Annotated in this window: 12 protein-coding genes, 1 tRNA gene and 1 pseudogene; 9 read left to right on the top strand and 5 right to left on the bottom strand. The window is 71.3% G+C overall.

The window, feature by feature from the left end; all coding sequences use genetic code 11:
• Positions 1–94 precede the first annotated feature (94 nt).
• Positions 95–1,849, top strand: a complete 1,755-nt coding sequence (gene leuA / locus AAD528_RS01695) for a 2-isopropylmalate synthase (protein WP_345750303.1) — start codon at positions 95–97, stop codon at positions 1,847–1,849.
• A 189-nt stretch (positions 1,850–2,038) separates the two neighbouring features.
• On the opposite strand, the pseudogene AAD528_RS01690 reads toward leuA, so the two are convergent.
• A pseudogene (locus AAD528_RS01690) lies at positions 2,039–2,722 on the bottom strand (trimeric intracellular cation channel family protein); the annotation flags it as partial.
• A gap of 232 nt (positions 2,723–2,954) precedes the next feature.
• On the opposite strand from AAD528_RS01690, the gene recO reads away from it, so the two are divergent.
• The 3 genes from recO to AAD528_RS01675 are packed head-to-tail and all read left to right on the top strand — an operon-like array spanning position 2,955 to position 5,229.
• Positions 2,955–3,698, top strand: a complete 744-nt coding sequence (gene recO / locus AAD528_RS01685; RefSeq protein ID WP_345750302.1) for a DNA repair protein RecO — start codon at positions 2,955–2,957, stop codon at positions 3,696–3,698.
• Positions 3,695–4,495 (top strand): isoprenyl transferase, encoded by an 801-nt coding sequence (locus tag AAD528_RS01680; protein ID WP_345750301.1) that lies wholly within the window; start codon positions 3,695–3,697, stop codon positions 4,493–4,495. The genes recO and AAD528_RS01680 overlap by 4 nt, the downstream gene beginning before the upstream one ends.
• A gap of 41 nt (positions 4,496–4,536) precedes the next feature.
• Positions 4,537–5,229 (top strand): DsbA family oxidoreductase, encoded by a 693-nt coding sequence (locus AAD528_RS01675; RefSeq protein ID WP_345750300.1) that lies wholly within the window; start codon positions 4,537–4,539, stop codon positions 5,227–5,229.
• Between the two features lie 3 nt (positions 5,230–5,232).
• On the opposite strand, the gene AAD528_RS01670 is transcribed toward AAD528_RS01675, so the two are convergent.
• The gene (locus AAD528_RS01670) at positions 5,233–5,733 is read right to left on the bottom strand and encodes a glutathione peroxidase (RefSeq protein ID WP_345750299.1); all 501 of its coding nucleotides are present in this window, start codon (positions 5,731–5,733) and stop codon (positions 5,233–5,235) included.
• Between the two features lie 56 nt (positions 5,734–5,789).
• Between AAD528_RS01670 and dusB the strand changes: the two genes are divergently transcribed.
• The 5 genes from dusB (at position 5,790) to AAD528_RS01645 (ending at position 11,165) form a co-directional block, all read left to right on the top strand.
• On the top strand, positions 5,790–6,944 hold the full coding sequence (gene dusB, locus AAD528_RS01665) for a tRNA dihydrouridine synthase DusB (RefSeq protein WP_345750298.1): 1,155 nt from the start codon (positions 5,790–5,792) through the stop codon (positions 6,942–6,944).
• A gap of 4 nt (positions 6,945–6,948) precedes the next feature.
• On the top strand, positions 6,949–8,331 hold the full coding sequence (locus AAD528_RS01660) for a deoxyguanosinetriphosphate triphosphohydrolase (RefSeq protein ID WP_345750297.1): 1,383 nt from the start codon (positions 6,949–6,951) through the stop codon (positions 8,329–8,331).
• Positions 8,331–10,211 (top strand): DNA primase, encoded by a 1,881-nt coding sequence (gene dnaG, locus AAD528_RS01655; protein ID WP_345750296.1) that lies wholly within the window; start codon positions 8,331–8,333, stop codon positions 10,209–10,211. The genes AAD528_RS01660 and dnaG overlap by 1 nt, the downstream gene beginning before the upstream one ends.
• A 41-nt stretch (positions 10,212–10,252) precedes the next feature.
• Positions 10,253–11,032, top strand: a complete 780-nt coding sequence (locus AAD528_RS01650; protein ID WP_345750295.1) for an ATP-binding cassette domain-containing protein — start codon at positions 10,253–10,255, stop codon at positions 11,030–11,032.
• A 57-nt stretch (positions 11,033–11,089) separates the two neighbouring features.
• Positions 11,090–11,165 (top strand) — tRNA-Asn (locus AAD528_RS01645).
• 80 nt (positions 11,166–11,245) lie between these two features.
• Here the strand turns inward: AAD528_RS01645 and AAD528_RS01640 are convergent.
• From AAD528_RS01640 to AAD528_RS01630, 3 genes are read right to left on the bottom strand one after another with little or no spacing between them, the layout of a single operon-like run.
• Complete coding sequence (locus AAD528_RS01640; protein WP_345750294.1) at positions 11,246–11,503, bottom strand: DUF6510 family protein; 258 nt, start codon at positions 11,501–11,503, stop codon at positions 11,246–11,248.
• Positions 11,503–12,234 carry an FAD-binding oxidoreductase gene (locus AAD528_RS01635; protein ID WP_345750293.1) on the bottom strand — a complete coding sequence of 244 codons (732 nt, stop codon included), beginning with the start codon at positions 12,232–12,234 and terminating at the stop codon, positions 11,503–11,505. Before AAD528_RS01635 ends, AAD528_RS01640 begins: the two co-directional genes overlap by 1 nt.
• Positions 12,231–12,824, bottom strand: a complete 594-nt coding sequence (locus AAD528_RS01630; protein ID WP_345750292.1) for a molybdopterin-dependent oxidoreductase — start codon at positions 12,822–12,824, stop codon at positions 12,231–12,233. The genes AAD528_RS01635 and AAD528_RS01630 overlap by 4 nt, the downstream gene beginning before the upstream one ends.
• Positions 12,825–12,832: the final 8 nt, after the last annotated feature.

The following is a 12,832-nucleotide window of genomic DNA, read 5'->3' as shown; positions in this document are numbered from 1 at the left end:
TTCTTAGCCGCCGCGACGAGACCTCGATCTAGGGCCTCCTCGTCGCGGAGTTCGTCGTCGGCCCGACACATACGACGAGACGAAGGCAAGCGACATGGAGAACACCCAGAAGCCCAGCGGCATGCCGGTGCACAAGTACCGGCCGTATCACGAGCAGATCGCCGTCGACCTGCCCGACCGCACGTGGCCGTCGAGGCGGATCGAGAAGGCGCCCCGCTGGTGCGCCGTCGACCTGCGCGACGGCAACCAGGCCCTCATCGACCCGATGAGCCCCGAGCGCAAGCGCGTCATGTTCGAGCTGCTCGTCCAGATGGGCTACAAGGAGATCGAGGTCGGCTTTCCGTCTGCGAGCCAGACCGACTTCGACTTCGTCCGCCAGCTCATCGAAGAGGACCTGATCCCGGACGACGTCACGATCCAGGTCCTGACGCAGGCGCGCGAGCACCTGATCGCCCGCACCTACGAGTCCATCAAGGGTGCCAAGCAGGCCATCGTGCACCTGTACAACTCGACGAGCGTGCTGCAGCGCGACGTGGTGTTCCGCACCGACCGGCAGGGCATCATCGACATCGCGCTCGAGGGCGCGCGCTGGTGCAGGCAGTACGAGCAGACCGTGCCCGAGACCGCGGTGTACTACGAGTACTCGCCCGAGAGCTACACCGGCACCGAGCTCGAGTTCGCCGCCGACGTCTGCAACCAGGTGCTCGAGATCTTCGAGCCCACGCCCGAGCGCAAGGTGATCATCAACCTGCCCGCGACGGTCGAGATGGCCACGCCCAACGTCTACGCCGACTCGATCGAGTGGATGGGCCGGCACCTGAACCACCGTGAGAACGTCCTCATCTCGCTGCACCCGCACAACGACCGGGGCACCGCGATCGCGGCGGCTGAGCTCGGCTACATGGCTGGGGCCGACCGCATCGAGGGCTGTCTGTTCGGCAACGGCGAGCGCACCGGCAACGTCGACATCGTCGCGCTGGGCATCAACCTGTTCACGCAGGGCATCGACCCCCAGATCGACTTCGGCGACATCGACCACGTCAAGCGCACGGTCGAGTACTGCAACCAGCTGCCGGTTCCCGAGCGCAGCCCGTGGGCGGGCGACCTGGTCTTCACCGCCTTCAGCGGATCGCATCAGGACGCCATCAAGAAGGGCTTCGAGGCCATGGCCGCCACGGCGCAGGCCCGGGGCGTGACTGTGGACGACATCGAGTGGGCCGTGCCGTACCTGCCGATCGACCCGAAGGACCTGGGGCGCTCGTACGAGGCGGTCATCCGCGTCAACTCGCAGTCGGGCAAGGGCGGCGTCGCCTACCTGCTCAAGACCGACCACGCGATCGATCTGCCGCGCAAGCTGCAGATCGAGTTCTCGAACGTCGTGCAGGCCAAGACCGATGCCGAGGGCGGCGAGGTCACAAGCGACCAGATCTGGGCGATCTTCCAGGACGAGTACCTGCCGTCGGCGCACGAGGATGCCCGCTGGGGTCGCTTCGAGCTGCTCGGCACGAGCACCCAGTCGAAGCTCGACGGCGACGTCGCGCTCGAGGTCGTGCTGCGCGACGGCGAGGCGCAGGCGCAGCACGCGGGTCACGGCAACGGCCCGATCGCGGCCTTCCTCGAGGTGCTGCGCGAGCAGGGCCTCGACGTCACGCTGTACGACTACGTGGAGCACACGCTCAGCGCGTCGGGCGACGCGGAGGCGGCGGCGTACGTCGAGCTGCAGGTCGACGGCGAGCGCCTGTGGGGCGTCGGCATCGACGGCGACATCTCCACGGCATCGCTCAAGGCGATCGTCTCGGGTGTGAACCGCTCGATCCGGGCCCGCAAGCCCGAGCTCGCCGGGGTCTGAATCCGCTCAGCGGGCCGGGAGGTCGTCGTCGCCGGCGGCCTCCGCGGCCTGCTCGGCGGCGGCCTGCGCCTGCTCGGCGGCCTCGGTCGCCTGTTCGTTCGCCTCGTTCGCGAGCTCCATGGCCTCGACCGCCTGGGCCGCGGCGGCCTGCGCCTGCTCGACGCCCGCCTGCGCCTGGGCGATCATCTCGGACGAGATGACCGGGATCGCGGAGGTCTCCAGCGCGACGCGGCGACGGTGGATCCGGCGCTGCTCGGGCAGCGACACGTCGAAGATCACCGCGAGCAGGCGGATCACGATGGTCACGGCGACGCCCGCGATCGCGGCGGGGACGATGTCGAGGCCCGCCTGGAAGCTCACGCCGAGCACTGTGCATCCGGCCGCCGCGGCGACCGCGTAGAGCGATCCGACGTGCATGATCGCGATGGGGAGGCCCATCGCCACGTCGCGCGCCACGCCGCCGCCGACCGCGGCCAGCGCGCCGATGAAGATCGACGGCACGAGCGGCAGGCCGAACGCGAGGGCCTTGCTCGTGCCGAAAGCGCCGAACAGGCCGATGAGCACGGCGTCGAGCCCGACGATCACCTTGTTCAGGCGATGGAACAGCCCCGCCAGCAGCATGCCCGTGAGCGACGCGACGATCGCGGTCAGGATGTACCAGTTGGACTGCAGCGTCGCGGGCGTGATGCCGAGCAGGATGTCGCGGATGAGGCCGCCGCCCATCCCGACGATGATGCCGATGAGCGCGACGCCGAGCAGATCCAGCCGGCGCTGCCCCTGGAACCCGGACGCGAACATCGCGCCCTGCACGCCGCCGAACGCCACGGCGACGAGGTCGGCCCACAGCGGCAGCACGAACGTCGGATCGGTCACGGTTCCATGGTGTCACCGCCGCGCGCCGCACCCGACTCCGCATCCGCCGGGCGCGTCGCGGGGCGCGCCGGTGCCAGAACTCCGGAGATCGCCAGGATCCCGGAGCGCCGGGGCGCCGGGATCCGGGATCGTGGCGATCTCCGGGATGCGGGTGGGCGTGCGGATGCGGGTGGGGCGCGAGGACGCGGCTCGGCGCGGGGCGGATGTCGGGGGCTGGCCGGATAATGGATCGGTGCCCACCTATCGAGACGAAGCGGTCGTGCTGCGCACGCACAAGCTCGGCGAGGCCGACCGCATCGTCACGATGCTGAGCCGGCGGCACGGCAAGGTGCGCGCGGTCGCGAAGGGCGTGCGCCGCACGTCCTCCCGGTTCGGTTCGCGGCTCGAGCCGTTCATGGTCGCCGACCTGCAGCTGTACGCGGGGCGCAGCCTCGACATCGTGCAGCAGGCCGAGTCCCTGGGCGCCTACGGTGCGGACATCGCGGCCGACTACGACCGCTACACGGCGGCCAGCGCCATGGTGGAGATCGCCGACCGGCTCACGCACGACGAGCCCGTGCCGAACCAGTACTACCTGCTGGTGGGCGCGCTGCGGTCGCTGTCGCGCGGCGAGCATGTCGCCCGCGCGATCCTGGACTCGTACCTGCTGCGCGCGCTGTCGCTCGCCGGCTGGGCGCCCGCGCTCGACGCGTGCGGTCGCTGCGGCCGCGAGGGGCCGCACGGGATGTTCCTCGCGCAGCTCGGCGGCGTCGTGTGCGAGAACTGCGCACCGCCCGGCACCCCGCACGTGCAGCCCGCGGTGCTCGCGCTCACGCAGGCCCTGCTGGCGGGCGAGTGGGAGGTCGTCGACGCCGCGCCGTCGCGCGACGCGGACGCCGCATCCGGCCTCGTCGCCGCGTACGTGCAGTTCACGATGGAGCGCGGACTGCGCGCGCTCGGACAGCCGCAGCCCGTCTGGAACCGAGGAGCTCGATGACCCCGAAGCCCTACACGCACCGCGACGCCGTGCCGTACCGCCCGATCGACTGGACGGGGCTGCAGGCTCCGGACTACGGGACGGACGCGCCCGCGCACGTCGCGATCGTGATGGACGGCAACGGCCGCTGGGCGAACCGTCGCGGGCTATCGCGCATCGAGGGGCACAAGGCGGGGGAGGAGGTGCTGCTCGACGTCGTCGCCGGCGCGATCCAGGCGGGCGTGAAGCACCTCTCGGTATATGCGTTCTCGACCGAGAACTGGCGCCGCTCGCCCGACGAGGTGCGCTTCCTGATGGGCTACAACCGCGACGTCCTGCACCGCCGCCGCGACCAGCTGAACGAGTGGGGCGTCCGGATCCGGTGGGCCGGCCGCACGCCGCGGCTGTGGGGCTCGGTCATCAAGGAGCTGAAGTTCGCCGAGCAGCTCACCGCGGGGAACGACGTGCTGACGCTCACGATGTGCATCAACTACGGCGGGCGCAATGAGATCGTCGACGCGGTCCGCGCGCTGGCCGTGGAGGTCGCGGCCGGCAGGCTGAAGCCCTCCGGCGTCACGGAGAAGGCCCTGCGGCGGCACTTCTACGTGCCCGACATGCCCGACGTCGACCTGTTCGTGCGCTCGAGCGGCGAGCAGCGCACGTCGAACTTCCTGCTGTGGCAGTCGGCGTATGCGGAGATGGTGTTCCTCGACACGCTGTGGCCCGACTTCGGCCGCGCCGACCTCTGGCACGCCATCGACCTGTATCTCGGGCGCGAGCGCCGCTTCGGCGGGGCGGTCGACGCGCCGACCGCATGACCGATCCGGAATACACGGGCGTGCCGGGCGTTGAGACTGACGTGACTGACACGACCGCGTCCCCCGCCCCGATCCGGATCGACGTCTGGAGCGACATCGCCTGCCCGTGGTGCTACATCGGCAAGCGCAACCTCGAGAACGGCCTCGCGGCCGCCGCGCAGGATGAGGACGCCCCGCAGGTCGAGATCACCTACCACTCGTTCGAGCTGTCGCCCGACACGCCCGTCGACTTCCACGGGTCCAGCACCGACTTCCTCGCGCAGCACAAGGGCGTCACGCGCGAGCAGGCGCAGCAGATGAACGACCGCGTCGCGCAGATCGCGAAGGACCAGGCCGACCTGCACTACCGCTTCGATCTCCAGCAGCACACCAACACGGTCAAGGGCCACGAGCTCATCCACTTCGCCAAGGAGCACGGCAAGCAGCTCGAGATGAAGGAGCGCCTGCTGTCGGCGTACTTCGTCGAGGGCCGCCACGTGGGTCGCATCGACGAGCTGGTGTCACTCGCGGGCGAGGTCGGCCTCGACGAGGCCGCAGCGCGCGATGCGCTCGAGAACGACGAGTTCCTCCCCGCGGTCCGCCAGGATCAGGCGCAGGCGACCGCGTACGGCATCAACGGCGTGCCGTTCTTCGTGATCGACGGCAAGTACGGCGTCAGCGGCGCCCAGCCGCCCGAGGCGTTCACGCAGGTCGCCCGCCAGGTCTGGTCGGAGCACCGCGCCGAGGAGCTCTGAGCGTCAGCGTGTCAGCGCGGCCTCGATCTCGCCGACGATCTCCGGGTCATCCGGCTTCTGCTGCGGACGGAAGCGCTTGACGGATCCGTCGGGCAGGACGAGGAACTTCTCGAAGTTCCAGGCGACGCGGCCGGCCTTGCCGTGTCCGTCCTGGGTCCTCTTGAGCGCCTTGTAGAGCGGATGCGCGTTCGGGCCGTTCACCTTGATCTTGTCGTTCACGGGGAACGTGACGCCCCACGTAGAGACGCAGTACTCGAGGATCTGCTCGATGGATCCGGGCTCCTGCCCCATGAACTGGTTGCACGGGAAGCCCACGACCGTGAAGCCCCGCTCGCCGTACGAGCGCTGCAGCTGCTCGAGCTGCTCGTACTGCGGCGTCATGCCGCACTTGGAGGCGACGTTGACGACCAGCACCGGGCCGTCGAACTGGGACAGGGTGTGCTCCACGCCGGACGCGTCGGCGAAGGGGATGTCGCGCACAGGGGGAAGGTCGGGGTCAGCCATGCCCACAGGCTACGACTCTCGGCGACCGCGCCGGGCGAGTCTGTGAGAATGGATCCGTGACCTCCGTTCTCGCCCGCCCCCGCGCCCTGCGGATCGGCACGATCGACCTCGACGTGCCGGTCGTCCTCGCACCCATGGCGGGCATCACGAACACCGCCTTCCGCCGGCTCTGCCGCGAATACGGCGCGGGCCTGTACGTCAGCGAGATGATCACGACGCGCGCGCTCGTCGAGCGCAACGACGCCACGATGCGCCTCATCCGGCACCACGAGTCCGAGACACCCCGGTCGATCCAGCTCTACGGCGTCGACGCGAAGGTGACCGCCGAGGCCGCGCGCATCATCGCCGAGGAGGACCGGGCCGATCACATCGACCTGAACTTCGGATGCCCGGTGCCGAAGGTGACGCGCAAGGGCGGCGGATCCGCGCTGCCGTGGAAGACGGGGCTGTTCCGCGACATCGTCGAGGGCGCCGTCAGGGCCGCCGGCGACGTGCCGGTCACGGTGAAGATGCGCAAGGGCATCGATGCCGACCACCTCACCTACCTCGACGCCGGCCGCATCGCGGAGGACGCGGGCGCCGCCGCCGTCGCGCTGCACGCCCGCACGGCCGCCGAGTTCTACTCCGGCACCGCGGACTGGTCGGCCATCGCCAAGCTCAAGGAGACCGTCACGAGCATCCCCGTGCTCGGCAACGGCGACATCTGGAGTGCCGACGACGCGGTGCGGATGATGGACGAGACCGGCTGCGACGGCGTCGTCGTCGGCCGTGGCTGCCTCGGCCGGCCCTGGCTGTTCGGCGAGCTCGCCGCCGCGTTCGGCGCCGACGCCCCCGTCGTCGACGCGACGCTCGGCTTCGTGGCGGCCGGATTCCGCCGTCACGCCGAGCTGCTCGTGGAGTTCTTCGAGGACGAGGATCGCGGATGCCGCGACATCCGCAAGCACGTCGCGTGGTACTTCAAGGGCTATCCGGTCGGCGGCGACCTGCGCGCGAGCCTCGCGACCGCGTCGAGTCTCGCCGAGATCGACGACCTCCTCGCGCAGCTCGACCACGATGCGCCGTACCCCGGTGCCGCGGCCGAGGGTCAGCGCGGCCGGGCCGGCACCCCCAAGCGTCCGGTGCTGCCGCAGGGCTGGCTGGACTCCCGCGAGATGGGCGAGGACGCGAGCTGCGAGCTGCAGGAAGCGGAGCTGGACACCAGTGGCGGCTGACGGCATGCGCCCTTCGTCGGAGAGGCCCGGCGGGTACGACGAGCGCGACGCCGAACGCTTCTTCGCCGAAAGGCACCGCTCCGAGCGCGACGATTTCGCCCGCGACCGGGCGCGCGTCCTGCACTCCGCCGGCCTGCGCCGCCTCGCCGCCAAGACGCAGGTGCTGAGCCCGGCGAGCACGGCCGACTTCGCGCGCAACCGCCTGACGCACTCGCTCGAGGTCGCTCAGATCGGCCGCGAACTCGCCATCTCGCTCGGACTGTCGGCCGACGTGGTCGACACCGCCTGCCTCAGCCACGACCTCGGCCATCCGCCGTTCGGGCACAACGGCGAGCGCGCGCTCAACGAGTGGGCCGACGGCATCGGCGGGTTCGAGGGCAACGCGCAGTCGCTGCGCATCCTGACCCGGCTCGAGGCGAAGGTGCTCGACGACAGCGAGCGCTCGGTCGGCCTGAACCTGACGCGCGCGAGCCTCGACGCCACGTGCAAGTACCCGTGGACGGTCGACGCCCCCGTGCCGGATCCCGGCGGGCGGCTGAAGTTCGGCGTCTACCCGGAGGACGAGGACGTCTTCCACTGGATGCGCCAGGGGGCGCCGGGCCGGCTGCGCTGCGTCGAGGCCGAGGTCATGGACCTCTCCGACGACATCGCGTACTCGGTGCACGACTTCGAGGACGCCGTCGTGAACGGCTACATCGACCTGGAGGCCCTCGCCGATCCGGTCCAGCATCACCCGCTGATCGGCCGGATCCAGCAGTGGGTCGGCTACGACTACACGCGCGAGGAGCTCGCGGACGGGCTGTATCGACTGACGCGCCAGCCGATGTGGCTGAAGTCGTTCGACCGGTCCCGGCAGGATCTCGCGCGCCTGAAGAACCTCACGAGCGACCTCATCGGGCGCTTCGCGCGCGCCGCCGTCGGTGCGACGCGGGACGCGTACGCCGGACCGTCGCTCGCGCGGTACAACGCGCACGTCGTGGTGCCGCGCGTGGTCGAGGTCGAGATCGCGGTGCTCAAGGGCATCATGGGCTCGTCGATCGTGACCATCGAGGCGCGCAAGGGCGTCTACAAGGAGCAGCGCCGCGTGCTCAAGCGGCTCGCGGACGCGCTGCTGTCGACCGACACGCTGTGGTCGGCCGGCGGCGAGGTCTTCGAGCCCGCGTTCGCCGCCGACTTCCACGCGGCTCGGACGGACGCCGAGCGGATGCGCGTGGTCGTCGATCAGGTCGCGAGCCTCACGGACCAGACCGCGATCGACTGGCACAACCGGCTCGTGGGGGAGATCGACCCCGCAGAGGTCGGCATCTGGACGCCGCGCCACGCGCGTCCGGGCGCGCTTGCACGGTCCGCGGCGGTGCCGCAGGTCGCGGACGTCGGGGCGGACTGATGCCGCGCATCCGGCAGGCCGACGTCGAAGAGGTCAAGGCCCGCACCAACATCGCCGACGTGGTCGGCGAGCGCGTGGCGCTGCGGTCGGCGGGCATCGGCTCGCTCAAGGGGCTGTGCCCGTTCCACGACGAGAAGAGCCCGAGCTTCCACGTGCGCCCCCAGGTGGGGTACTACCACTGCTTCGGCTGCGGCGAGTCGGGCGACGTGTACACGTTCCTGCGGGAGATGGACCACGTCACCTTCACCGAGGCGGTCGAGCGACTGGCCGGCAAGATCGGGTACACGCTGCACTACGAGGACGGCGGACCGGCGCCGGAGACGAGCGGGCGCTCGCGCCTGTTCGCGGCCAACTCCGCCGCGGCCGAGTTCTTCCGCGCGCAGCTCGTGAGCCCCGAGGCGGAGCCCGCCCGGCGGTTCCTCGGAGAGCGCGGCTTCGACGCGGGCGCCGCGGCGCACTTCGGCGTCGGCTACGCGCCCAAGGGCTGGGACGCGATGCTCAAGGCGCTCACGGCCCAGGGCTTCACGCGCGAGGAGCTGACGACGGCCGGCCTGGTCTCGACCAACCAGCGCGGCGGCGTCTACGACCGGTTCCGCGGCCGCCTGGTGTGGCCCATCCGCGACGTCACGGGACAGACGATCGGCTTCGGCGCGCGCAAGCTCTACGAGGACGATCAGGGCCCGAAGTACCTCAACACCCCCGAGACGCCCATCTACAAGAAGGCGCAGGTGCTGTACGGCCTGGATCTCGCCAAGCGCGACATCTCGCGCGGCGACCCGAAGCGGGTCGTGGTGGTCGAGGGATACACGGACGTCATGGCCTGTCACCTCGCGGGCATCACCACCGCGATCGCGACGTGCGGCACGGCGTTCGGCTCCGAGCACGTCACGGTGCTGCGGCGCGTGATGGGCGACGACTCGGCATCCGGCGAGGTCGTTTTCACGTTCGACGGCGACGAGGCCGGCCAGAAGGCCGCCATCCGCGCGTTCGCCGAGGACGGCCGTTTCAACGCCCAGACGTACGTGGCCGTGGCGCCGGACGGGCTCGACCCGTGCGACCTGCGCCTGCAGCGCGGCGACGGGGCCGTTCGCGGCCTGCTCGACCACCGCGTGCCCATGTTCGAGTTCGTGATCGACCGCCGCATCGGAGGGTTCGACCTCTCCAGCGTCGAGGGGCGGATCGGCGCGCTCCGCTCGGCCGCGCCCATCGTCGCCGCCATCCGCGACCGGATGGTGCGGGCCGGCTACGAGCGCGTCCTCGCCCGGAAGCTCGGCATGGAGCCGCGCGACGTGCACGGCGCGGTCGAGCAGGCGGCGCGGAAGGCCGGCGACGCCGGCGCCAAGACCGCCACGCGATCCGAGGCGCGCCCGATGCCGGGCTCGGAGCCCGCCGTGCAGGCCCCGCTGCAGCGCGTCACGCTCACGTCGCTGCCGCGCTCGACGGACGTCGCTCTCGAGCGCGATGCGCTCACGGGCATCCTGCTCTACGGGCACCGGATCGATCCCGCCCTGCTGGCGCGTGCCCTGGGCCTGCCGTTCCGCACGACGGCGCTCGAGGCCGTGCGCGCGGCCGTCGCCGCGGCGGCGGACCGCACGCGCCCCGGCTGGGCCATGAGCGCCGTGGAGACCGTGCGCGAGCCGTACCGCCAGCTCGCGGGGGAGCTGCTCGCGCGCGACTTCCCGGCCCGCGACGACGACCACGCGGTGGCATCGGTGAAGGACATCTGCCGCCGGCTGATCCTGCGCTCGCTCGACCAGGAGAAGACCGAGCTCCTCGGCGCCGTGCAGCGTGCTGCGCCGACCTCCGACGAGGGCCGCACGCTGCGCGTCCGCCTGCGCGAGCTCGACGGCGAGCGACGCGCCCTGATCGACGTCGAGTGAGCCTCCTGGCCCGGGCGGACCGCACGGGGCAGGATGGACGCATGTTCCGCGTCCCGGATGATCCCGTCAACGCCGTCGTGTGCGACGACCTCAGCATCAGCCGCTGGGGGCACGGGCCCGAGACGCGGGCGGTCGACGGCGTCACGTTCACGCTGAAGGCGGGGGAGATCCTCGTGGTCTCCGGCCCGACCGGCGCGGGGAAGTCGAGCCTGCTCGACGTGCTGGCCGGCCAGAGCGACGACAGGCTCGCCGCCTCGGGAGGCGACGCGCGCGTGTGCGGCATCCCCGTGCGCCGCAAGGGCCGCGACCGCCGCGTGCTCACGTACCGCGTCGGGTACGTGCCGCAGGGAGCGGGGGCGTCGCTGCCCGCGCGCCTGACGGTGGGGGAGACCATCGCCGAGCCGATCACCTCGCGGGACCGCCGCGTGAACGGCCGTGCCGTCGCCGTGCGCGTCGCGGCGCTGCTGGACGAGATGCACCTGCCGCTCGGCACGGCCGACCGCTTCCCGTTCGAGCTCAGCGCGGGCATGCGTCAGCGCGTCGCGTTCGCGCGCGCGCTCATCCTGGATCCGCGCGTGCTGATCGCCGACGAGCCGCTCGCCAACATCGACCTCGAGGTGCGGCACGTCGTGTTCGACGCCATCGTGCGCCGGCGCCGGGAACGAGGGATGGCGGCCCTCGTCGCGAGCAACGACGAGGCCTTCGCCCGCGAGCTCGGGGCGGCCCAGCTGCGGCTGCGCGGCGGACACGTCGTCGCGCAGTCGGCCGGCGGCCAGGTGCTCTGGACGCCCGACACGCCAGGCCGCGCACCCGTGTCGTGAGCACCCGTCCGGCTTTGCTAAGATTGTGGGGTTGCCCCGCGAGGGGCAGAGGAATGATCCTCGGTAGCTCAATTGGCAGAGCAGCCGGCTGTTAACCGGCAGGTTCTTGGTTCGAGTCCAAGCCGGGGAGCCACAGGGCCCGTCCATCGGACGGGCCCTTTCCCTTTGCCCGGCATCATCGCGGGCGTCCTCGTGCTGTTCTCATCGAGCCGACTACTCGCGCGGCACGGTGATGTACGCGAGCCCGGAGAGGTTCACGATGCTCTCGCCCCTCGCGTCGACGACCACGGCGAGCACGGCGTCGCATCCGGCGCAGCCCATGACCGCGCCCATCGGCGAGACGAACGCGCGGGCGCGGCCGAGCTCGAACGTCCGCCCGCAGCCGCCGCAGCGCCCGACCGCCGTCGTGATGTCGAGGCCGAGCACCTCCTCGAACCCACCCGCGAGAGCGTTCCCGTCCAGATGACTCATCAGCTTCCTCCGAATCGCTCGGTGCGGATGCGCTGCGGATCGTGGCCCAGCGCGAGCAGCCAGTCGGCGACGGCCTCGACGAACGGCGTGGGACCGCAGACGTAGACGCGCGGCGCCGCCGAAGCCGGGAACGTCCGCTCGGCGACCGCCTCGAGTGTGAGGCGCCCCGGCGGGCGCGTGGATCCCGGGGGTGCCTCCCGCGTGTGCACGATCTCGACCACGGTGCGCGAGAGCGCGCTCAGCTCCTCGGCGAAGAACACGTCGCGCGGCGTGCGGACCGAGTACAGCAGGCGGAAGTCCTCGCCGTCCGCCTCCCGCTCGCGGGCGGCCGCCATCGCGAACAGCGGCACGACGCCGGATCCGCCCGCGATGAGCTGCACGGGGGACCGGTCGGCGTCGGACGGCGCCCACACGAAGAAGCGACCGAGCGGCCCGTGCACCTCCATCTCCTCGCCCACCGCGAGATCGCGCACGAGATAGGGGGACACCTCGCCGTCGGGCACCTCGTCGACCGCGAGGACGACGGTGGTCGAGGCACCGGAGGACGCGATCGAGTACGACCGCGTCGCCTGGTAGCCGTCGGGCGCGGTCAGGCGGATGTCGAGGTGCGAGCCGGCGGGATTGCCGGGCCAGGTCGGCACATCCAGCTCCAGGCGCACCGCGGACCCGGTCTCCGGCCGGCGTGCCGCGACGCGGGCGACGTGCCAGGCGACCGGGATGCGCGGCGTCACCAGTAGCGCTCCTCGAGCCAGGGGTCGCCGCGCAGGTGGTAGCCGTTCTGCTCCCAGAAGCCCGGCTCGTCGGAGGGCATCATCCGCATGCCGCGCACCCACTTGGCGCTCTTCCAGAAGTAGAGGTGCGGCACCAGCAGGCGCGCGGGTCCGCCGTGCTCGGGCGTGAGGGGCTCGCCCTCCGCCTCCGTCGCGATCCAGGCCTTCCCGTCGAGCAGGTCGTCGAGCGGCACGTTGGTTGTGTAGCCGCCGTAGCTGTGGACCATGACGTAGTCGTAGGACGTCTCGACGTCCTCGAACAGGCGGTCCAGCGGAACCCCCCGCCAGGCCATGCCGAGCTTGGACCAGTGGGTGACGCAGTGGATGTCCGTGACGATGTCCTCCACGCCGACGTCCTGGAGCTCGTTCCAGTCCCAGCGATGCTCGGTCCCGGTCTCCGTCGCGATGCTGAAGCTCCACTCGTGCGCCCCGATGTCGGGCGTGAGCCCGGCGCTCAGCACCGGCCAGTCGCCGACGAGGGTCTGCCCGGGCGGGAGCCGCTCGTCCCGGGCGCCGCGCCTGCCGCCGAATCCGCTGTTGATCAACCCCATGACCTGCA

This window comes from Microbacterium rhizophilum (assembly GCF_039605615.1).
GTDB classification, from domain to species: Bacteria; Actinomycetota; Actinomycetes; order Actinomycetales; family Microbacteriaceae; genus Microbacterium; species Microbacterium rhizophilus.
Note: the sequence above shows the minus strand (reverse complement) of the source record. Positions and strands in the feature narration are given on the sequence as shown.

Bases quoted from the DNA above. Each gene is read 5' to 3' on its own strand.
- AAD528_RS01640 (WP_345750294.1), bottom strand. From the start codon at position 11,503: ATGAGTCATCTGGACGGGAACGCTCTCGCGGGTGGGTTCGAGGAGGTG.
- leuA (WP_345750303.1), top strand. From the start codon at position 95: ATGGAGAACACCCAGAAGCCCAGCGGCATGCCGGTGCACAAGTACCGG.
- AAD528_RS01670 (WP_345750299.1), bottom strand. From the start codon at position 5,733: ATGGCTGACCCCGACCTTCCCCCTGTGCGCGACATCCCCTTCGCCGAC.
- AAD528_RS01680 (WP_345750301.1), top strand. From the start codon at position 3,695: ATGACCCCGAAGCCCTACACGCACCGCGACGCCGTGCCGTACCGCCCG.
- AAD528_RS01660 (WP_345750297.1), top strand. From the start codon at position 6,949: ATGCGCCCTTCGTCGGAGAGGCCCGGCGGGTACGACGAGCGCGACGCC.
- AAD528_RS01650 (WP_345750295.1), top strand. From the start codon at position 10,253: ATGTTCCGCGTCCCGGATGATCCCGTCAACGCCGTCGTGTGCGACGAC.
- AAD528_RS01630 (WP_345750292.1), bottom strand. From the start codon at position 12,824: ATGGGGTTGATCAACAGCGGATTCGGCGGCAGGCGCGGCGCCCGGGAC.
- dnaG (WP_345750296.1), top strand. From the start codon at position 8,331: ATGCCGCGCATCCGGCAGGCCGACGTCGAAGAGGTCAAGGCCCGCACC.